Annotated in this window: 17 protein-coding genes, 1 tRNA gene and 1 pseudogene; 8 read left to right on the top strand and 11 right to left on the bottom strand. The window is 73.8% G+C overall.

The window, feature by feature from the left end; translation table 11 throughout:
• Positions 1-38: 38 nt before the first annotated feature.
• Positions 39-293 carry a hypothetical protein gene (locus ECOMGDLI_RS35645; RefSeq protein ID WP_198955335.1) on the bottom strand — a complete coding sequence of 85 codons (255 nt, stop codon included), beginning with the start codon at positions 291-293 and terminating at the stop codon, positions 39-41.
• Between the two features lie 576 nt (positions 294-869).
• On the opposite strand from ECOMGDLI_RS35645, the gene ECOMGDLI_RS30965 reads away from it, so the two are divergent.
• Together ECOMGDLI_RS30965 and ECOMGDLI_RS30970 are read left to right on the top strand one after the other, a co-directional pair.
• The gene (locus tag ECOMGDLI_RS30965) at positions 870-1,523 is read left to right on the top strand and encodes a hemerythrin domain-containing protein (protein ID WP_158221222.1); all 654 of its coding nucleotides are present in this window, start codon (positions 870-872) and stop codon (positions 1,521-1,523) included.
• A 19-nt stretch (positions 1,524-1,542) separates the two neighbouring features.
• Positions 1,543-3,687, top strand: a complete 2,145-nt coding sequence (locus ECOMGDLI_RS30970) for an MMPL family transporter (RefSeq protein ID WP_088320667.1) — start codon at positions 1,543-1,545, stop codon at positions 3,685-3,687.
• 12 nt (positions 3,688-3,699) lie between these two features.
• Here the strand turns inward: ECOMGDLI_RS30970 and ECOMGDLI_RS30975 are convergent, their stop codons facing one another.
• Positions 3,700-5,940, bottom strand: coding sequence for a helix-turn-helix domain-containing protein (locus ECOMGDLI_RS30975; RefSeq protein WP_088320668.1), 2,241 nt, complete (start codon positions 5,938-5,940; stop codon positions 3,700-3,702).
• 138 nt (positions 5,941-6,078) lie between these two features.
• On the opposite strand from ECOMGDLI_RS30975, the gene ECOMGDLI_RS30980 reads away from it, so the two are divergent.
• From ECOMGDLI_RS30980 to ECOMGDLI_RS31000, 5 genes are all read left to right on the top strand, one after another.
• Entirely contained in the window at positions 6,079-6,642 is a 564-nt protein-coding gene (locus tag ECOMGDLI_RS30980) for a dihydrofolate reductase family protein (protein WP_088320669.1), read from the top strand.
• 106 nt (positions 6,643-6,748) lie between these two features.
• Positions 6,749-7,450, top strand: a complete 702-nt coding sequence (locus ECOMGDLI_RS30985; protein ID WP_088320670.1) for a VOC family protein — start codon at positions 6,749-6,751, stop codon at positions 7,448-7,450.
• Between the two features lie 127 nt (positions 7,451-7,577).
• Positions 7,578-10,310 (top strand): LuxR family transcriptional regulator, encoded by a 2,733-nt coding sequence (locus ECOMGDLI_RS30990; RefSeq protein ID WP_088320671.1) that lies wholly within the window; start codon positions 7,578-7,580, stop codon positions 10,308-10,310.
• Between the two features lie 94 nt (positions 10,311-10,404).
• Complete coding sequence (locus tag ECOMGDLI_RS30995; protein ID WP_088320672.1) at positions 10,405-11,229, top strand: alpha/beta fold hydrolase; 825 nt, start codon at positions 10,405-10,407, stop codon at positions 11,227-11,229.
• A 44-nt stretch (positions 11,230-11,273) separates the two neighbouring features.
• Positions 11,274-12,083: a carboxylesterase gene (locus tag ECOMGDLI_RS31000; protein WP_088320673.1), complete on the top strand. Its 810-nt coding sequence runs from the start codon at positions 11,274-11,276 to the stop codon at positions 12,081-12,083.
• 140 nt (positions 12,084-12,223) lie between these two features.
• On the opposite strand, the gene ECOMGDLI_RS31005 is transcribed toward ECOMGDLI_RS31000, so the two are convergent.
• The 5 genes from ECOMGDLI_RS31005 to ECOMGDLI_RS31025 all read right to left on the bottom strand — a co-directional run bounded on the left by ECOMGDLI_RS31005 (position 12,224) and on the right by ECOMGDLI_RS31025 (position 15,707).
• Entirely contained in the window at positions 12,224-13,213 is a 990-nt protein-coding gene (locus tag ECOMGDLI_RS31005) for an aldo/keto reductase (RefSeq protein WP_088320674.1), read from the bottom strand.
• Between the two features lie 142 nt (positions 13,214-13,355).
• The gene (locus ECOMGDLI_RS31010; protein ID WP_088320691.1) at positions 13,356-14,234 is read right to left on the bottom strand and encodes a helix-turn-helix transcriptional regulator; all 879 of its coding nucleotides are present in this window, start codon (positions 14,232-14,234) and stop codon (positions 13,356-13,358) included.
• Positions 14,235-14,530: 296 nt separating this feature from the next.
• The gene (locus ECOMGDLI_RS31015; RefSeq protein ID WP_088320675.1) at positions 14,531-14,851 is read right to left on the bottom strand and encodes a nucleotidyl transferase AbiEii/AbiGii toxin family protein; all 321 of its coding nucleotides are present in this window, start codon (positions 14,849-14,851) and stop codon (positions 14,531-14,533) included.
• Complete coding sequence (locus ECOMGDLI_RS31020) at positions 14,845-15,090, bottom strand: hypothetical protein (RefSeq protein ID WP_088320676.1); 246 nt, start codon at positions 15,088-15,090, stop codon at positions 14,845-14,847. The genes ECOMGDLI_RS31015 and ECOMGDLI_RS31020 overlap by 7 nt, the downstream gene beginning before the upstream one ends.
• Before the next feature lie 77 nt (positions 15,091-15,167).
• Entirely contained in the window at positions 15,168-15,707 is a 540-nt protein-coding gene (locus tag ECOMGDLI_RS31025; RefSeq protein WP_088320677.1) for a helix-turn-helix domain-containing protein, read from the bottom strand.
• Between the two features lie 83 nt (positions 15,708-15,790).
• On the opposite strand from ECOMGDLI_RS31025, the gene ECOMGDLI_RS31030 reads away from it, so the two are divergent.
• Positions 15,791-16,423, top strand: a complete 633-nt coding sequence (locus tag ECOMGDLI_RS31030; RefSeq protein WP_088320678.1) for a hypothetical protein — start codon at positions 15,791-15,793, stop codon at positions 16,421-16,423.
• A gap of 249 nt (positions 16,424-16,672) precedes the next feature.
• Here the strand turns inward: ECOMGDLI_RS31030 and ECOMGDLI_RS31035 are convergent.
• The 4 genes and pseudogenes from ECOMGDLI_RS31035 to ECOMGDLI_RS35060 all read right to left on the bottom strand — a co-directional run.
• A tRNA-Thr gene (locus ECOMGDLI_RS31035) sits at positions 16,673-16,746 on the bottom strand.
• Positions 16,747-16,853: 107 nt separating this feature from the next.
• The gene (locus tag ECOMGDLI_RS31040) at positions 16,854-18,401 is read right to left on the bottom strand and encodes an alpha/beta hydrolase (protein WP_088320679.1); all 1,548 of its coding nucleotides are present in this window, start codon (positions 18,399-18,401) and stop codon (positions 16,854-16,856) included.
• Positions 18,402-18,445: 44 nt separating this feature from the next.
• A complete protein-coding gene (locus ECOMGDLI_RS31045) occupies positions 18,446-19,747 on the bottom strand; it encodes a DNA polymerase III subunit delta' (RefSeq protein WP_088320680.1) in 1,302 nt (433 codons plus the stop codon).
• Positions 19,744-20,219: pseudogene (locus ECOMGDLI_RS35060) on the bottom strand (hypothetical protein); the annotation flags it as partial. The pseudogene ECOMGDLI_RS35060 and the gene ECOMGDLI_RS31045, both read right to left, overlap by 4 nt.

Genomic DNA, 20,219 nt, shown 5'->3' on the forward strand with positions numbered 1-20,219 from the left:
AGCGGGTCAGGACGTACGACCGGCGCGCGGTCACGGAGTCATCGGGCCACCGCTCGCTCACCGCTGAGCGCCGCCAGCAGGAAGGGCAGCTGGCCCACCTCCTCGACGTTGTGCTTCACCCACGCCTCGCACAGCGCGACGGGCATCGCCCGGCCCGTGAGCCACCGGTTGAGCGGTGCGAGCCGCCGCGGGCGGGCGCCGATGTCCATGACACTCACGTAGTGCGCGCCCTCGGCGGAGGCCGACCAGGTGTGCTCGAGCTGGAAGATCTTCACCCCGAGGCGCCGCTGCACGAGCCGGATCCCCGTGGTGTCGAGCTTCTCGACCCGCTCGGTGACGTCGACGACCGGGTTCTTCCCGAACCTCTCGACGATGCGGAACCGCGCCCCCTCGCCCGCGCCGCCGTCGGGTGCCGGGCGGGCCAGCTGCCAGCTCCCACAGGATGTGGTCGAGGGGGTGCCAGGCGAGGTAGCGCGGGACGCGGGCGCCGCCGTACTCGACGGTGCCGCCGATGTGGGTGAACCACCACAGGAGGTCGGCCGGCGTGACGCCGGGCAGCGGCGCGTGGTCGATGGTCACGCGGCGGCGCCCGTACGGCAGTTCGGCGATCGACCAGGTGGCCGAGCCGACGTCGCGCAGCGGGTGGACCACGGGACGAGGGGCGGGCACCCGGACGGCACGGGTGCGGGTCGGGTCGATGCTCACGGCGGACCTCCACGGGTCGGGAAACGGACGCCGCCAGCCTCCGCGCGCCGGTGCGTCACCCGACAGCCACGCGACCCCCACACCTGCGGAACAGCTCGGCCGCGGCGCCGATGTGGGGGTGCTGTGGCTTATCCGGTCGCCCCGCCCGGCCCGACGGTGGACCCATGACCACCACCACCCACGACCGGCCGCCGGTCGAAGAGATGTACGTCGTCCACCGCGCCTTCCGTGCCCACCTCCCCGGCGTCGCGGAGCTCGTCCGGGCCACCCCCGCCGGCGACGCACGCCGGGCCGCCGCCGTCGCCGACCACCTCCGTCTGCTGCTCCTCGGCCTCGAGCTGCACCACTCGGGCGAGGACGCCGAGCTCTGGCCGCGCCTCCTCGAACGGGCCCGCCCCGAGGCCGACCTCGTCGCCGCGATGCAGCAGCAGCACGACGGCCTCCACGGGCGCATCGAGTACGTGCGGTCCTGCGCCTTCCAGTGGCGCACCGAACCCGGTGCGCTCACCGGGGAGCAGCTCGCCCGCGCCGTGGAGTCGTTGTGCACCAGTCTCTTCGAGCATCTCGAGCTCGAGGAGCGGGCCGTCCTGCCGCTCGTCGAGCGGCACATCACCCGGGCCGAGTGGGGCCGGATGGCCGACTCCATGAAGAAGGCCCGCCCCGCGGACGCCGCCGTCCTCGTCGGCTCCCTCCTCGACGTCTGCGACGCCACCGAGCGCCGCCTCGTGCTCGCCGCCCTGCCGGCCCCGGTCCGCGTTCTCGCCGGGACGCTCGGCACCCGCCTCTACCGCCGTCACCTCCGCCGCCTCCACGCCTGACCCGACAAGGAGCCCAGCCATGACCCGCCTCCTCGACCGCTACGGCCGGTGGGCCGCCCGCCGCCCCTGGTACGCCGTCCTCGCCTTCCTCCTGCTCGCCGTCGCGCTCAACGGTGCCGGCGCCGTCTGGGGCGCCGCCGCCCACGACGAGTACGAGGTCCCCGGCCTGAAGTCCGTCGACGGTCTCGAGCTCCTCCGTGACCACGACCCGCTCACCGCCGCCGCCGGCGCGAAGGTCGTCGTCCACGTCGACGACGGGACGCTCCCGCCGGACGCCGTGACACGTCTGGGCGACCGGCTCGCCGACGTCCCGCACGTCGCCGCCGTCGCCCCGCCCCGCATCGCGTCCGACGGCCGGACGGCGCTCCTCGCCGTCCGCTACGACGGCGCCGTCACCGACCCGGGCATCTTCAAGGCCGTCGAGCCGCTCGAGGAGGCCGTCGCGCCGCTGCGCGCCGAGGGCCTCACCGTCGAGCTCGGCGGCGAGGTGCCCGAGTCGGCGGCCCAGCAGGTCGAGGGCATCGGCGAGGCCGTCGGCATCGTCGCGGCGCTCGTCATCCTCGTGCTCGCGTTCGGCTCCGTCGTCGCGGCCGGGCTGCCCGTCGCCGTCGCCCTCAGCGGCCTCGTCGCCGGCAGCGGCGGGATCGCGCTGCTCGCCGCGGTCACGGACGTCTCGACGATCGCGCCGACCGTGGCCTCGCTCGTCGGTCTCGGTGTCGGCATCGACTACGCACTGCTCGTCGTCGTCCGGCACGTCGACCTGCTCCGCCAGGGCGTCGACCCGGTGACCGCCGCCGGCCGGGCGCTCGCCACCGCAGGCCGGTCCGTCGTCACGGCTGCGGGCACCGTGCTCGTGTCGCTGCTCGGGCTGCGGCTCGCCGGCATCAGCACCTTCGACTCGTTCGGCTTCGCGACGGCGATCACCGTCGTCCTCGTCGCCGCCGCGTGCCTCACGCTCGTGCCGGCCCTCAGCGCGGTCGCGGGCCGCCGGCTGCTCCCCCGTGCCGACCGGCGGCCGCACCACGTGCCGCGACGCCAGCACGCGACGCCGTGGACGACGCGCTGGGCCCTGGCCGTCGTCCGCCGTCCGCTCGCCTGGGCGCTGCCGGCGCTCGCCCTCATGCTCCTGCTCGCCGCGCCGCTGACCACGATGCGGATGTGGCCCCAGGACGCGGGCAGCAACCCCGCCGGCTCGACGACGCGGGCTGCGCACGACCTCATCGGGGACGCGTTCGGCGCGGGCGCCAACGCCCCGCTCTTCGTCGTCGTCGACCGGACCGCAGCCGGCTGGTCCGCGGCGCGCGAGGCCGAGGTGACGCGGGTGCTCACGACCGACGCGCGGCTCGCCGGCAGCGCACCGGCGCTGCCGTCGCCGGACGGCGCGGTCGCCACGTTCCTCGCCGAGCCGCGGTTCGCCGCGGACGACGCGCGGTCGCCCGACCTCGTCGACGACCTGCGCGCCGCGCTGCCGGCCGGCGTCCACGTCACCGGTGCGACACCGATGTTCCACGACCTGGACACCCGGCTCGCGGCACGGTTGCCGTGGGTCGTGCTCTTCGTCGTCGCCGTCTCGATGCTCTTCCTCACCGCGGCCTTCCGGTCCGTCGTCATCGCCGTCAAGGCGGCCCTGCTCAACCTGCTGTCGGTGAGCGCGGCGTACGGGGTGCTGACGGCCGTCTTCCAGCACGGTCACGGCGCTCAGGTGCTCGGCGTCGACCACGCGGTGCCGGTGTCGAGCTGGGTGCCCGTGCTGCTCTTCGCCATCCTCTTCGGGCTCTCGATGGACTACGAGGTGTTCCTGCTGTCGAGGATCCGTGAGGACCGGCTCGTCACCGGCGACGACCGTGGCAGCGTCGTCCGGGGCCTCGCGTCCACGACGCGGGTCATCAGCGCAGGCGCCGGGATCATGGTCATGGTGGCGCTCGGGTTCGCGCTCGAACCCGACGTCGTCGTCAAGCAGATGGGCGTCGGTCTCGCCGCTGCCGTGCTGCTCGACGCGACCGTCGTTCGGCTCGTGCTGGTGCCCGCGACGATGACGCTGCTCGGGCGGTACGCCTGGTGGCTGCCGGCGTGGCTCGACCGGGTCCTTCCGCAGGTCGAGGCGGACGTGCCGGACGACCTGCCGACCGTCCCCCGGCGGGAGCCGGTGGTCGCGGCCCGCTGACCCGTCGTACGGTCACACGGTCCCGAGGATCTCGTCGGCCCAGGCCTCGAGGTCCTCGGCACCGGCCGCGCGTCCCGCGTCCCACGCGGCCCGGAACGCGTCCCCGCCGAGCCGGGCCCGTAGCTCGGCCAGGTCGCGGTCGGCCTGCTCGCGGGAGACCGGGAAGCTGCGGTCCGCCGCCGACCTGGCCGCGAGCGAGGCGGACGCGCCGAAGAACCGGGCGGCGAGCTCGTACCGGCCGAGCCGGACGGCGAGACCGGCGAGGCCGGGCAGCGAGTAGGTCATCGGCCAGGCCATCGCGGTGCGGGCCGCCCGGGTGACGGACTCGGCGAGGAACCGGGCGGACGACGCCGCCTCCCCCGTGAGCGACAGCGCCCCGGCCAGGACGTTCAGCGTCGCCATGAGCAGGAAGTCGTTGCCGACGGCGCGGGCGCGGTCGACGGCGTCCTGCGCGAGCGGGATCGCCGCGAGGACGTCGCCGGACGAGATCGACACCTGCGCGAGGATCATCGCCCGATAGGCGCCGGCGTAGCCGGGGACACCGGCCGTGACGTCGAGGTGCGGCTGCGCCGCGTCCGGACGCCCGAGGAACACCTCGGCGTTCGCGAGGAGCAGCCGGGCCTCGACGCCCGCCTGACCCTCGCCGTCCAGCGCGACCGCCGCCGTCGCGTGCTCGTGCATGCGGGGCAGGTCGCCGGTGAGCAGCCGCAGCCCGGCGGCCGCGCGGTGGCCGGCGGCCGCGTCGGCCGGGTCCAGCGCCTCGAGGTCGAGGCGGGCCAGCGTCTCCAGGCCCTCGAGGCCGTGGTTGCGCAGGGCGAGCCGCAACCAGACGTGCCCGAGCGTGCGGGCGACGGCACCGTGGCGTCCGGTCGCGAGCAGATGGGCGACGGCGGCGCGCAGGTCGGCGTCCTCGGCGTCGAGCCGCGCGAGCGTGTCGACGAGCCGGTGGTCGAGCAGGGCGGGTCCGGCGTCCGCGGCGACCTGCTCGAAGAGGCTCGCGTGCCGGTCGCGCAGGACGTCGCCGTCCGGGCCGGCGAGCCGGGCGGCGGCCTGCTCACGGATCGGGTGGAGCAGCCGGAACCGCGGCACCGTGCCCGGCAGCCGGACGACGAGGGACTGCTCGACGAGGGCGGACAGCGGCTCGAGGACGCCGTCGTCGACGAGTGCCTCCACGGTCGCGATCGTGAAAGGGCTGTGGAAGACCGACAGGGCGGCGAAGAGGTCCTGGGCCTCGACGTCGAGGAGGTCGTGGCTCCAGGTCACGACGGCGGCGATGGTGCGCTGCCGGTCGGGGAGGTCACGGAAACCCCTTCCGGACAGCGCGTTCTCGCCGAGGAGGCCGTCGAGACCGAGCACCCGGGAGCGGGCGGCGGCGAGCTCGACCGCGAGCGGCAGACCGTCCAGCCGCCGGCAGACCTCGGCGACGAGCGGCGCCGTCCGGTCGTCGAGGCCGACCTGGGTGCCGGCGGCGGCCATCCGGTCGAGGAGGAGCCGCGCGGCAGGGGACGCCGCCACGTCGCCGACGGCGTCGGTGTCCGGCAGGTCGAGCGGGCCGAGCCGGACCTCGTGCTCGGCGCGGACCCGCAGCGGGGCGCGGCTCGTGGCGAGGAACCTCACGTCCGGCGCGGTCTCGACGAGGCGTGCGAGGGTCGGGGCGCCGTCGAGCACCTGCTCGAGGTTGTCGAGAAGCAGCACCTGCCGACGGCCGCCGAGCGCGGCGACGAGGGAGTCCACCGTCGTCCCGGTCGGTGTCTCGGGGAGCCCGAGGGCGGCGGCGATGCGCGGGAGGACGAGGTCGGGGTCCCGGACGTCGGCCAGGTCGACGGCGGTGACCCGTTCGCCCTGCCCGGTCAGGGCCCCCGCGACGGCGCGGGCGAGGGTCGTCTTGCCCACACCGCCCGGGCCGGTGAGCGTCACGAGCCGGCGGTGCTCCAGGAGGCCGAGGACGTCGGACAGCTCGCGGTCGCGGCCGACGAGGTCCTCATGCGGCACGGGGGCCGGGCGTCCGTCGTCCGCGGGTGTCGTCGTCCGGCGTCCCGGGACCGCGCCGACGAGCCGCCCGGTGTCGGCGTCGTCCAGACCCAGGGCCGTGGCGAGCGACCGGACCGTGTGCGGGTACGGCCGGCGGCGCTCGCCGCGCTCCAGCGCGCCGACGGCCTTGACGGTGAGGCCGGCCCGGTCGGCGAGCTCCTCCTGGGTGAGGGAACGGGACTCGCGCAGCGCCCGCAGCACGTCGCCGAAGCCGTCGCCCATGGCCCGGAACGGTAGCGCCCGACGGGGTCGGCGTCATGGGGCGGCCGGACGCCGGACGCGGCCCGTCGGGACGCCGCCGATGAGTTCGGGTGATGTGCTGGTCTGTACGTCGACGGCGGACTCACGGGAGGTCGAAGCATGCGCAAGCTCACCATCGGGATGAACCTGAGCCTGGACGGCTACGTCGCCGCGCCCGGCGACGACCTCAGCTGGGGCGTGCCGAGCGACGAGCTGTTCCAGTGGTGGTCCGACCGGGTGGCCTCGACGGGCCTGGCGCTGTACGGGCGCAGGCTCTGGGACACGATGAGCTCGCACTGGCCGACCGCCGACCGGCTGCCGGGAGCCACGCCGGCGCAGGTCGAGTTCGCCCGCCGCTGGCGGGACATGCCGAAGGTGCTGTTCTCGTCGACGACCGCGGCGGTCGACTGGAACACCCGTCTGGTCACCGACGACGCCGTCACCGAGATCACCCGGCTCAAGGCCGAGGACGGCGGCCCGATGGACGTCGGGGGTGCGACCCTCGGCGCGGCGGCCATGCGGGCCGGGCTCGTCGACGAGTACGCGATCGTCACCCACCCGGTGCTCCTGGGCGCCGGCGCCCCGTTCTTCACGGCTCTCGACAGCTGGGTGACCCTTGACCTCGTGGAGACCCGGACGTTCCCCGGCGGCGTCCTGCTGACGAGGTACGAGACCAGGCGCTGAGCTGCCGGCCCCGGCGCGGCGCTGCGCTCCGTGCAGGAGACGGGTCGCGCACGCGCACCCGTCAAACCTGTTGTGATCAGGTGCCCGCAACCGCCTACGGTGTGCCGTGACCTCGCGACTGGCTGCGGTGACGTTCGACGCGCGGGACCCCGCGCTCCTGGGGCGCTTCTGGTCCCGTGTCCTGGACCGACCTGCGCTGAGGGACGACCACGGCGTGCTGCTCCCGGGGAGCGCCACCCAGGTCGGCCTGCGGATGGTGCCGTCCGACGAAGAGCGGACGTCGCCCAACCGCATGCATCTCCACCTGACGAGCACGTCGCAGGAGGACCAGGCGGCGACGGTCGCCAGGCTCCTGACGCTCGGTGCCGCCCATCTCGACGTCGGGCAGCGACCCGAGGACGGACACGTCGTCCTCGCGGACCCCGAGGGCAACGCGCTGTGCGTCATCGAGGCGGACAACCGTTGGCTGGCCGGCTGCGGGTTCCTCGGCGAGGTGGCCTGCGAGGGGACGCGCGACGTGGGGCTCTTCTGGCGCGACGCCCTGCGCTGGCCCCTGGTGTGGGACGAGGACGGCGAGACGGCGGTCCAGGCCCCGTCGGGCGGCACGAAGGTCGCATGGGGTGGTCCTCCCGTGGCGCCGCTCCACGGCCGACCGCGGCAGCGGTTCGAGCTCGTGACGAACGACCCTGCCGGCGAGGCGGAACGGCTGACCTCGCTCGGCGCCCGCGTGCTCCGCTCGGCGCCCGACGGCGCGATGGCGCTCACCGACCCCGACGGCGCGGAGTTCGCCGTCGTCCTCGGCGACTGACTGCGGCTGAGGCCCGGCGGGGGCGGGCGCAGGACGTCCGGCCCCCTTCGTCGGCGCACGGCCGGACCTCGTGGGGTGCCCGGGTCTCTGCGGTGGCGGCCTGATCCACCTGACCTAGCGTGAGCACATGCACAGGGTCGCCGGGCTCGTGGGCAGGCAGACGGAGCAGCGTCGGGTCAGTTCGCTGATCACCGCGGCCCGGAACGGTCGCGGCGGCGCGCTGCGGGTTTCGGGTGACCCCGGGATCGGCAAGACAGCGCTGCTCGACACCGTCGTGAACGGGGCCGGCGACGCTGTCGCGTTGCGGGCAGGCGGGTTCGAGGCCGAGGCCGGCATCCCGTTCAGCGTGGTCCAGCGGTTGACGATTCCGTTGCGACCGCTCGTCGACTCGTTGGCCGAGCGGCATGCGCGCGTGCTCCGCGTCGCGTGCGGTGAGCTCGAGGGCGAGCCGCCGGAGCGGTACCTCGTCGGCCTGGCCCTGCTCGAGCTGCTGACCGCCGCGGCGGACCGACGCCCTGTCGTGTGCTTCGTCGACGACGCCCACCTGGCGGACGCCGAGTCGCTGGACGTGCTCGCGTTCGTCGCCCGCAGGCTCGAGGCCGACCCGGTGGTGCTGCTGTTCGCCGGCCGCGAGGAGAACGGGCTCGTCGAACGTCTTGCGGGGATCACCTCGATGACCCTCGAAGGGCTCGACGTCGAGGCGGGCCGCGCGTTGCTGGCGCTGGCCCTCGGGGAGGCGCTCGACCCGTCGTCCGCCGTGCAGATCGTCCAGGCCACCGGTGGGGTGCCCCTGGCCCTGATCGACCTGGCCACGGAGCTGTCGTCCCGTCAGCTGGCCGGCCTCGGCCTCATGGACGCGCCGGTGCCGATCGGGCGGCACCTCGAGGAGCACTACCTGGCCCAGCTGCGCGGCGTCGACCAGGACGTCCAGGACTGGACGCTGGTGGCGGCAGCCGAGTCGGCCGGGTCGGCGGCCCTCATCGAGACCGCGGCCAAGTTCCTCGGCCTCGCGCCCGATGCCGCGGACGACGCCGAGTCCGCCGGTCTGGTCCGTGTCGACGACACCGTGCGCTTCCGGCACCCGCTGGTCCGCGCAGCCGTCTACAACGCGGCGACCGGCACCCGCCGCCGGCGGGCGCACCGGGCACTCGCCCAGGCGGCGACCGAGTTCGGCCTCGTCGAGGTCGAGGCCTGGCACGCGTCCCGGGCCGTCGTCGGCCACGACGCGGACGTCGCGGACCGTCTCGAGCACGCAGCGGACCTCGCTGCCCGGCGCGGCGGTCTGGCGTCCAGGGCCACGGTGCTGACACGGTCCGCCGAGCTCACCGCCCCCGGCCCGCTCCGGGACCGCAGGTACGTCGCCGCGGCGGAAGCCGCACTCGCCGTCGGCGCCGCAGGCGTCAGCGCCGACCTGCTCGCCCGCGGCCAGGGAGCGGACTCCGACCCGGTGACGCGGGGTCGTGGCGTCCTGGTCGCCACGGCGCTGTCCCTGTTCGGGGCGGACCCGGCCGTCGTCCACGCCCCTGCCCGGCTGATGGACGCGGCGGACCTGTTCCACGGGGTCGACGCCGGCCTGGAGCACGCGGCGCTGACGCGCGCTTTCGAGATCTGCCTGGTGACCGAGCACCGGGCAGAGGCCTTCTCGGTCCAGGACCTCGGACGCCGGCTCGAGAGGGACGCCGACGAGGCCACCGGGCCGCTGGGTCCCGTGCGGCACGGACTCGCGGCGCTGATCGGCCGCCCGTACGCCGAGGCCGTCCCCGCGGTCCGCGACGCCCTGGTCCGGGTCGCGCAGCTGCCCGCCGCCGACATGGTCCACCTCGGGTCCACGATCGTCGCGCTGACGACCTTCCTGTGGGACGCCGAGCAGCGCGGGGAGCTGCTCGCGCGGGCCGCCCGGACCGCCCGGGACTCCGGTGCCCTGCAGGCCCTGGACACCGTGCTGTGGCTGATGTCCCTCACCGAGCTGCACGGCGGCACCGTGCGTCGGTCCCACGAGCGGCTCGAGCAGCTGCGCGAGGTACGCCGCTCCCTGGGGTACGACACCGAGCAGATCGTCAACGGCGCGATCCTCGCGTGGGCCGGCGCGAAGGACGGCGCACTCATGGTGGCGGCCGGGGCGGACGCCGTGGGGTTCGGCGGCGTCACCACCCTCACGCGTGCCGCGGTCGCCACCCTCGACGTCGCCCAGGGCCACTACCGCGACGCCTACGAGCGGCTGCGCCCCCAGGTGGAACAGCCGTTCCTCCAGGCGACGCCCGCCAGGTACGCGGACTACGTCGAGGCGGCGGCCCGCAGCGGGCACGCGGCCGAGGCCCTGCGCGTCGCACGCCTGCTCACCGACATGGCAGACGCCAACGAGTCGCGGTGGTGTCGCGGGGTCGCCCGGCGTTCACTCGCCCTGGCCGCGGACGACGACACGGCCGAGTCCCTCTTCCTCGCCTCCGTCGACGACCTCGCGGCCACCCCTGCCGTCATCGAGCTCGGCCGGACCCATCTCGCGCTCGGTGAGTGGCTCCGCCGCGTCAAGCGCCGCCGGGAGGCCCGCGAGCATCTGTCGCTCGCCGTCGACCGGCTGAGATCGGCCGGCGCCGACATCTTCCTCCCCCGCGCCGAGGCCGAGCTGCAGACCCTCGGCGGCACCGTCACGCCGGTGGTGGACGACCCGCTCTCGACGCTCAGCGCCCAGGAGCTCGCCGTCGCCCGGCTCGCCGCCGGGGGACTGACCAACGTCGAGATCGGGGACCGCCTGTTCATCAGCCGGAACACCGTCGACTACCACCTGCGCAAGGTGTTCCAGCGTCTGGGCATCTCCTCGCGCCGGCAGCTCGCCGACGCGCTGGCACGTCCGCCGGCCTGACCTCACCCACGGACTACGCACGCTGCGTGGTCCGGTTCACCGCCCTCCGCGCGAGCGTGGACGTCGTCCCGCCGCACGCACGCAAGGAGGCGTCATGCCGTACATCACCACCGACGACGGCGCAGAGATCTTCTACAAGGACTGGGGGAACGACGGCTCCCCCGTGGTGCTCAGCCACGGGTGGCCGCTCAGCTCCGACGCATGGGAGGCCACCGCCCTCTACCTGGCCACCCACGGCCACCGGGCCATCGCCCACGACCGGCGCGGACACGGCAGATCCAGCCAGACCTGGCACGGCAACGAGATGGACACCTACGCCGACGACCTGGCAACCCTCATCGACACGCTCGACCTGCACGACGTCACACTCGTCGGGCACTCCACCGGGGGCGGCGAGATCGTCCGCTACGTCGGCCGGCACGGCACCAGCCGCGTGACCCGGCTCGTCCTGGTGGCGGCGGTCCCGCCGTTCATGCTGCGCGCCGACGACAACCCCGAGGGTCTGCCGGTCGAGACGTTCGACGCCCTGCGGGCCGGCGAGACCACGAACCGGTCCCAGCTCTACCGCGACCTCGCCGACGGCCCGTTCTTCGGCCACAACCGCAACAACGACATCGACCCGGGCTTCCGCGACGCCTTCTGGCTGCAAGGCATGGCCTGCGGCCACCGCGCCGCCCACGAGTGCATCGCGGCCTTCTCCGCCACCGACTTCCGCCCGGACCTGGCGGCCGTCGACGTCCCCACCCTCGTCGTCCACGGCGACGACGACCAGATCGTCCCCTTCGACGTCGGCGGTCGGCGGTCCGCCGACCTCATCAAGGACGCGACCCTCCTCGTCTACGAGCGCAGCGGCCACGCCCTGCCCGACACCGACCGCGACCGGCTCCACGCCGACCTGCTCGCCTTCATCGACGCCTGACCGCACCGCCCGACCCCGCACGTCGACGCCACCAAGGAGACGCCATGCCGACCACCCCCGACACCGTCGTCCTCGTCCACGGACTCTGGATGACGCCCCGCAGCTGGGAGCAGTGGGTCGACCACTACCACGCCAAGGGCCTCACCGTGATCGCCCCCGCCTACCCCGGCTTCGACATCGAGGTCGAGGCCCTGCGCGAGAACCCGGACGTCATCGCACGGCTCACCGTCCCCGAGACGGTCGACCACCTCGCAGACGTCATCAAGGCCCTGGACGCCCCGCCGATCATCATCGGCCACTCCTTCGGCGGCACCCTCACCCAGCTGCTGCTCGCCCGCGGCCTCGGAGCCGCCGGCGTCGTCATCGACTCCGCCCCGACCGAGGGCGTCCGCGTCAGCCCGCTGTCCCAGGTGCGATCGCTTTTCCCCGCGCTCAAGAACCCCGCGAACCGCCACCGCGCCGTCGGATTCACCCCCGAGGAGTTCCACTACGCCTTCACGAACACCCTCACACCCGAGGAGTCCCGCGCGGTCTGGGACCGCTACGCGATCGCCGCCCCCGGCTACTGGGTCTGGGAGTACGGCCTCTTCGCCAACATCAAGCCCGGCCGGCAGGAGACCTGGGTCGACTACGCCGCCGACCGCGCACCCCTGCTGTTCATCGCCGGCGAGAAGGACCACATCATGCCCCCGGCCGTGAACCGCTCCAACGCCAAGCACTACCAGCGATCGCCCGCCGTCACCGAGGTGTACGAGTTCCCCGGCCGCGACCACTGGACCTGTGGCGCGCCCGGCTGGGAGGCCGTCGCAGACCACGCCCTCGAGTGGGCGCAGCGTCACGCGACCGCACGCTGACCGACGAGCTGCCGACCGCCGTGCCCGGGTGTCCCGGGCACGGCGGTCGCGCGAGCCGGTGTCCCACCGCCGGCGACGAACCGGGTCTCTTCCGGCCGACCTGCTCGCCCGCACCTCCAACGCGAGGACGGGCGGCTCCGTCAGCGGTCGATCATCTTCTGCATCGCCTCGGGGTAGCGGTCGCCCTGCACCTGGACGCTCGCGGACAGCTCGTCGAGCTCGGCGAGGTCCTCCCCGGTGAGCTCGAGGTCGGCCGCAGCGAGGTTCTCGTCGAGCCGCTCCAGGCGGCGGGTCCCGGGGATCGGCACGACCCAGGGGGCACGGGCGAGCAGCCACGCCAGCGCCACCTGCCCGAGGGTCGCCCCCTTGCGCCCGGCCACCTGGGTCACCAGCTCCACCAGGCGCAGGTTCGCCGCCAGGGCCTCGGCCTCGAAGCGCGGCAGGGTGGCGCGGATGTCGCCCTCGCCGAAGCGGGAGTGGGCGGTCACCTGGCCGGTGAGGAAGCCGCGGCCGAGCGGGCTGAAGGGCACGAACCCGATCCCGAGCTCGGCGAGGGCGGGCAGGATCTGCTCCTCCGGCTCCCGCCAGAACAGCGAGTACTCGCTCTGCAACGCCGTCACCGGGTGCACCGCGTGCGCCCGCCGGATCGTCCCGACGCCCGCCTCGGACATCCCGAAGTGCCGGACCACGCCGGCCTCGACGAGCTCCTTGACCGTCCCGGCGACGTCCTCGATCGGCACCGCCGGGTCGACCCGGTGCTGGTACAGCAGGTCGATCCTGTCGGTCCGCAGCCGGCGCAGCGAGCCCTCGACCGCCGCCCGGATGCTCTCCGGGCGGCTGCTCACCCCGGTCTGCCGGCCGTCGGCGTCGAACGAGAACCCGAACTTCGTCGCGATCACCACCTGGTCCCGCACCGGCTGCAGCGCCTCCCCGACCAGCTCCTCGTTGTGGAGCGGCCCGTACACCTCGGCGGTGTCGAACAGGGTGACCCCCCGGTCCACCGCCGCGCGCAGGAAGGCGACCATCTCGTCGCGGGGAGGGGGCGGGCCGAAGGACTGGCTCATGCCCATGCAGCCCAGTCCCAGTGCGGACACCTCCAGGCCGTGCACACCCAGGGTCCGTGTTCTCATCGCCAACATCTCCTGTCGTTCGAGCTGATTGCTGTCGGAGGAGCAGGCGCCGGTCCTGCCCCTTGCTTGGGATTGCCTTCTCGCGGACCCCCGGGCGCCGCGGTCTCCTCCCTGGGTGCCGGTCCCGCCCACGCCCCAGGCACTACGGGCGACCGGCCGGCGCCGTAGCGGAGTCAGGCAGGCCCCAGCTCGCGAGCAGAGCCAACGCCTGCGCGGTCGGGCTGTCGGGCGGTGCGGTGTAGACGTTGAGTCGCTGCCCCTCGTCGCCGGCCAGTTCGAAGGCCTCGAAGTCGAGCGTGAGCTCGCCGACGAGGGGGTGGTGCAGGCGCTTGGCGCCGGTGCGGTGGTACCGGACGTCGTGCGCGGCCCAGCGGTGGCGGAACCGTTCGCTGCGGGTGGACAGCTCGCCGATGAGATCCTGCAGATCCTTGTCGTACGGATCGCGGCCCGCCTCGGCGCGCAGGAAGGCCACGGCGTCGTCCTGGACCTTGTCGAAGTCGAGGAAGAAGTCCGCCGCGCGGGGACTGAGGAAGACGAACCTCGCAGTGTTCGGGGCACGGTGGCCGGGGTCCGCGTCGTCGTACACGGGGCTGTAGAGGGCGCGGCCGAGAGCGTTGGAGGCCAGGACGTCGAACCGGCCGTTGCGGACGTAGGCCGGCGTGGGCATGAGGTCCAGCACGCGCTGGACGGTGGGTCGGACCCGTCGACGGGTCGGCGCGGACCGCGCGGGCCGGCGGGTGGCGACGGTGCGCACGAGCCGGTAGAGGTGGTCGCGCTCCGCCTCCTCGAGCTGGAGCGCGTGGGTGAGGCCGTCGAGCACGGCGTCGGAGACACCGCCGACATTGCCCCGCTCGAGGCGGGTGTAGTACTCGACGCTGATCCCGGCGAGCAAGGCGACCTCCTCGCGCCGGAGCCCGGTGACGCGACGATTGCCGCCGTGAACGCGAAGACCGGCCCGGTCCGGGGTGAGCTTCGCACGGCGGGAGGCCAGGAAGTCGCGGAGGTCGTCCTTGGCGGTCACGCCGTCCACGGTACGCAGGACCCGTGGAGGTAACAGTCCCTGTCAGTGCCCCTGTCGACGCGGACACCACGGGACGCCCGGCCCGGAACCGCACCCGGCCCCGCCGACACCGGCCCACCGGCGGGCAACCCCAGACCACAGCAGCACCGCGGACTGACCAGGCCGCCGCCCAGGCGCGCAGAACCGCTCTCACCAGCGCTGATCGCGCTCCTGGTCGCACACCACGAACCCGGTGCCCTGCTCGAACGCCGGACGTCATGCCACGCGTCATGCCACGAACCGTGTCGTCGGACCACTCACACCGAGGGCGGCGAGCCGCTCCTGAGGGGCGCGGCCCAGTCTGCCGCGAACCGCCTGACAGCGGGAGCGTCGCCGTCGGCCGCAGGGATCTCGTCGTCGGTGAACCGAGCGAGGGAGTCGAGCATGTCGGCGAAGACTGCGACGTCGAAGCCGGCGTCGACGGCTGCGGCCAGCTCGAGAAGTCGTTCCGTGCCGTAACGGGCCGCGAGGGCGTGGACGTCGGCGAAGTCGCGGGCCTCCGCCCGGTCGAACAGCGCGACGACCTTGCGGCCGGCCAGCTCGTCCGGATCCAGGGTCGGACCCAGCAGGCTCAGCATCGGCGGCCGCTCGGGCGTCGCGTCCGCCCGAACGTCTCTGCGACCTTCACCCGACGCACCGACCAGCCATGCGCGGTCGCCGAGGACTCCAACGCGGTCAGGGCGTCCAGGACGACGCCGCGGCCGGGAGCTGTGAACAGGTCGAGGTCCTGCGTCGGCCGGGACGTCAGGCCTTGCGCTGCCAGCGCCGCTCCGCCCGCGAGCAGGAACCCGGCCGACTGCGGCAGGTCGAAGAACACGCGAGCGACCTCAACCTGGAACGCGGTCAGCGGGCCCGGCGAGTGCGGAGGCGTCACGACACCGCGCCGAGCACTGCCTAGGCGTCGGATGCGTTCCCGCGCCTGAGTCCCAGGTCGGCATCCAGGGTGGGCTGCCAGGCGTCCCGAACAGCGCGGGGCAGGACGAGGTCATCCCAGACGTCGACCAGCAGCACGCCGTCCACCCACCGCTTGAGATCGGCCGGCGCTCCTTCACGCAGCAGCAGCTCGTACAGCCGCGCCCGCTGACGTCGATCCCCTGTCTCGAACCGCCGGCCTGGCGTGGACCAGTTCAACTCAACCGGCAGCACGACATCCGCAAAGGCCTCGACGACAGGGAGTCGCCACAGGCGGTCCGGAACCCAGCACGCACGCCCCCGCCCCAGCGACACCTCCCGCCACGACACCAGCGGAACCGCCGCGATCCGGAACCCCGCCGCCGCCAACAACCGCTCCAAGGTGTCCGCAGTCGGCGCCCTACGGCCATGCTCGTACGCCGACAGCGTCGGCCGCGACGTCCTCGCACGGCGCGCAAGCTCGAGCTGACTCACACCCGCCTGGCGCCTGGTGAGCACGAGGATCTCCGACCAGCCATCCACATGAAGACGGTATCCGATCAGATACCTCGGGAAAACTTCGGACGCGGGGCGTTCAGACCATCGGCGCCTGCGATCATCACCGCGTGACTGACCCGGAGTTGCTCACTCGCTTCCAGACGGCATTCCCAGTCGACATCAGCGGCGACGTCAAGGTCGCGCTGGGCGTCGTCCCCTCATCAAGGTCGGCATGGTCGACCGGCCCGATGGTCAGCGCGAAGACCATCGACGGTGACCGATTGCCTGCGGACGTGCACGTCCACGGACAGTTGCTGTCCCTTCCCGCGCGGACCTACATCGACGTCGCCCCACCTGCCGCGCGAGCCTCGTTGACGTCGCGCCAGACAGACATCCTCGGCTGCGTGTACACGCGCCACCACGATGGGTTCACCAGACAGGAATGGCTTCGCCGCATCATCGACAGTCGCGAGGAATGGACTCTCCCTTTCGTCGTCCAGCTTGTCGGCGAGCACGTCATAGAGATCGTCGCCGATATCGCCCAACGACTGCCGGACCTTGCCGATCCGGCCTCTCCGACAAGCGGCCTCTACGGGCGGTTCCTCGCCTCGAACGCTCAGTTCTGGAAGCTCACGACCCAACGTATTGGCAGCTACTGGGACTGCTACTACCGCGGGCGGTATCCGGACCCCGACCACTACCCGGCGTTCATCCTCAAGGCCCGACTCGATGCTGCAGTCAGGCAGCACCGCACTGGTTGACGATCCATACCGCTCGCATCGGCCGGCTCAATCATGGGCAACCGTCACCGCAGGCTGGCGAGAGCAGTCGGGGTCCGCGCGATTGCCACCCACATGATCGACGACGTTCAGCGAGCGCAACGAGAGGTTCACACCGATCACTCAGCTCGCTGAGTGATCGACCGACCTACGCACACACCTCATGCCACGTTCGTGCCGAACATGTGCAGGCAGCTAGTTCACATGCCTCTTGACCTGCAGTGATGTCGGAGCCGCCTTCGGGATTCGAACCCGAGACCTACGCATTACGAGTGCGTTGCTCTGGCCAACTGAGCTAAGGCGGCACGCGCCACCGGGGTGGCACGGTGCACGAGTTTACACACCCCGGAGGGTGCCCTCGAACCGGTATCGGGTGTCGGGCGGGTGGGCTTGAGGGGACGCCCGGGCGGGGTTACGAGCAGGTGACGTCGGCCTTCGGCACGGTGCCGGAGACGAGGTAGTCCTCGATGGTCGTGTCGACGCACTTGGAGCCGCGGCGGTAGGCCGTGTGGCCCTCGCCCTCGAAGGTCACGAGGAGGCCCTTGTCGAGCTGGCCGGCGAGGCTCTGGGCCCACTCGTACGGGGTCGCGGGGTCGCCGGTGGTGCCGACGACGAGGATCGGCGGGGCGCCGGGGGCGGTGAGCTTCTGCGGGGCGACGGCGGGCTTGATCGGCCACACGGCGCAGCCGAGGGACGACCAGGCGACCGTGTCGCCGAGCGGCGGGTACTTGACGAGCCAGTCCTTCGCGTCCGCCTTGACCTGGTCGAGGGAGCGGGTGTCGGTGCGGTCGAGGCAGAAGATCGGGCCGGTGGCCTGGAGGGTCTGGGCGTAGGTGCCGTCGGGGCGGCGCTCGTTGTAGGCGTCGGCGAGCGCGAGCAGGCCGTCGCCCTGGCCCTTGAACGCCTCGGTGAGCGCCGCGCGCAGCTGCGGCCAGAACGCCGGCAGGTACAGCGCCATCGCCATGCCGGTCGTCATGAGGCTCTGGGTCAGCTGGCGCCCGGACGACGTCGCGAGCGGCTTGCCGTCGGCGTTCTTCACGAGCGTCTCGATCTGCGCGAACGCCTGGTCCTTGGTGCCGCGCAGCGGGCAGCCCTTCTCGCCGAGGCAGTCCTCGACGAACGCCGTGGCCATCCGGGAGAAGCCCTGGGCCTGGCCCTCGGAGTACTGCTCGGCGGACAGGCTCGGGTCGACGGCACCGTCGAGCACCATCCGGCCGACCCGCCACGGGAAGAGCTGGGCGTACCAGGCGCCGATGAAGGTCCCGTACGACCAGCCGTAGTAGGAGATGACCTTCTCGCCGAGAGCGGCCCGGATGACGTCCATGTCCTTGACGGTGCTCACGGTGTCGACGTGCCCGATGAGCGGCCCGGTGCGCTCCTCGCACTGCTTGCCGAAGTCGGTCGCGTCGGCGACGACCTTCGTCGCCTCGGCGTCGGAGTCCGGCGTCGCGTCGGACGACAGCCACGCGTCGACCTCGGAGTCGGGCAGGCAGCTGATGGGCGTCGACTCGCCGACGCCGCGCGGGTCCCAGGCGACGGCGTCGTAGGACTGCCGCACCCGCGTGCCGAGCGAGCCGGGCGAGGAGCGGAACCACTCGACCGCCGAGACCCCCGGGCCGCCGGGGTTGAGCAGCATGGTGCCGATCTTCTTGCCGTCGGCCTTGAGGCGCAGCAGCGACAGCTCGATGGTCTCGCCGGACGGCGCGGCCCAGTCGAGCGGGACGGTCACCTTCGCGCACTCGAAGTCGTTGCGGCAGGACGTCCAGGCGAGCTCCTGGCCGTAGAACGCGGCCAGCGCGGTGTCGTTCGCCGGGTCCTTGGTGTCGGTCGGCGCGGACGTCGCGGCCGTCGGGGCCTGCGGCTCCGGCGTGCTGCCCGTGCACCCCGCGAGGACGGCGAGCGCAGCGACGGCTGCGACAGCGCGGACGGTCAGACGGCGGGAGCGCGCGGCGACAGTCACCCGCCCGACGCTACCCCGGGACAGGTGTGCGTGGCGCCGCGGGTTCACCGTGACCGCACGTCCACGGGACGCAGCCGCACCATGAGCGCCTCGATGGCGAGCAACGGCGACACGTTCGCCTCGATCCGGGTCCGGGCCTCGCCGATCGCCTCCATCCGGCGCAGCGTCTCGGCCGGCGTCGCCGCCCCCGCGAGCCGCTCGACGTCGTCCGCCAGCTCGGCGTTGACGAGCTCGACGGGCGACCCGAGCTGGACGACGAGCACGTCCCGGTAGAGCGAGAGCAGGTCGACGAGCGCGCGGTCGAGGACGTCCCGGTTGGCCCGGGTGGCCCGCCGCTTCTGGTTCTCCTCGAGCTGGCGGACCTGCGCCCGGACGGCGGGCGGCAGCGTCGCCTGGCCCTCGGCACCGAGCGAGTGCAGCAGCGCGGCGCGCTCGGTGGCGTCCCGGTCGGCCGTGGCCGCCTTCGCCTCCTCCTGGGCGACCTCGACGAGCTCGGCGGCCGCGAGGACGGCGGCGCCGACGGACGTCACCTGCATCGGCAGCCGGAGCACCTCCCGGCGGCGGATCCGAGCACTCTCGTCGACGGCGAGCCGGCGGGCGAAGCCGATGTGGCTCTGCGCGGCCCGGGCGGCGAACGAGGCGACCGCCGGGTCGATGCCGTGCCGGCGCACGAGGAGCGCCGCGACGTCCGCGACCGGCGGCACCCGCAGCCCGACGTGGCGGCAGCGCGAGCGGATCGTCACGAGGACGTCCTCCGCGGACGGCGCGCAGAGCAGCCACACGGTGCGCGGCGGCGGCTCCTCGATGGCCTTGAGCAGGAGGTTGCCGCTCGTGTCGTTGAGCCGGTCGGCGTCCTCGACGACGATGACCCGCCAGCGCCCCAGCGAGGGCCGCTGCTGGGCCAGGGTGACGAGCGGGCGGACGTCCTCGACGCGCAGGAACACGTGCTCGGTCGCGACGAGCGTGACGTCCGCGTGGCCGCCCGACAGCGCCGTCCGGCACTCGTGGCACTCCCCGCACCCGCCGCGCGGGCACTGCAGCGCCGCCGCGAAGGCCCGGGCCGCGTTCGAGCGGCCCGACCCGGGCGGGCCGGTGAGCAGCCAGGCGTGGGTCATCCCGCCGACGTGCCGGCCGGGCGCCGGCGCGTGCGCCTCGGCCGCGAGCGCCGAGCCGGTCGGCTCGACCCCGTCGGGGTCGTGCGGGGCGAACTCGTCGTCCGCGGCGAGCAGGTCCCCGCCGAGCTCGGCCGCGGCCTGCTGCTCGACCTGGGCCCGGGCCGCGTCAGCGGCCCGGCGCAGCACGGAGACGGCGTCGGGCTGGCCGACGAGGTCGTCCCAGACGGTCACTTGTCTCCCTCGCCGAAGAGCTCGTCGCGCAGGTCGATCGCGGCCGTCGGCAGGGGCTCCTGGGCGGCCGGCGCCGCCGCACCGGAGCGGCCGCCGCGACCGCGGGGGCGGCCGTCGGCGTCCTTCGGCAGGGTCACGGGGCCGGTCATCGGGCCGGCCGTGTCCCCGCGCAGGCGACGCATGAAGCGCCCCGCGACCGTCGGGACGGCGGCCGACTCGACACGGTCCCGGCGGGAGGCCCGGGACGGCAGCGGGGCGTCGGCCGGCGCGGTCGGCATCGCGTCGCCGCGGGCCAGGGCCAGGTCGTTCGCGGTGATCTCGACGGTGGGCATCGCGTGGAGGACGGCGGTCGCGGCGTCCGACGGAGCGTTCGGCAGCGACGGTGCGCCGGACAGCCGGGGCGCGGCCGCGGATGGCGGCTCGAGCGGGACCGTGGGCGGCGCCGGGCTCGCGGGGGCGGCCGCTCCCGCGG

Source organism: Kineosporia sp. R_H_3 (assembly GCF_002198675.1).
Classification (GTDB): domain Bacteria; phylum Actinomycetota; class Actinomycetes; order Actinomycetales; family Kineosporiaceae; genus R-H-3.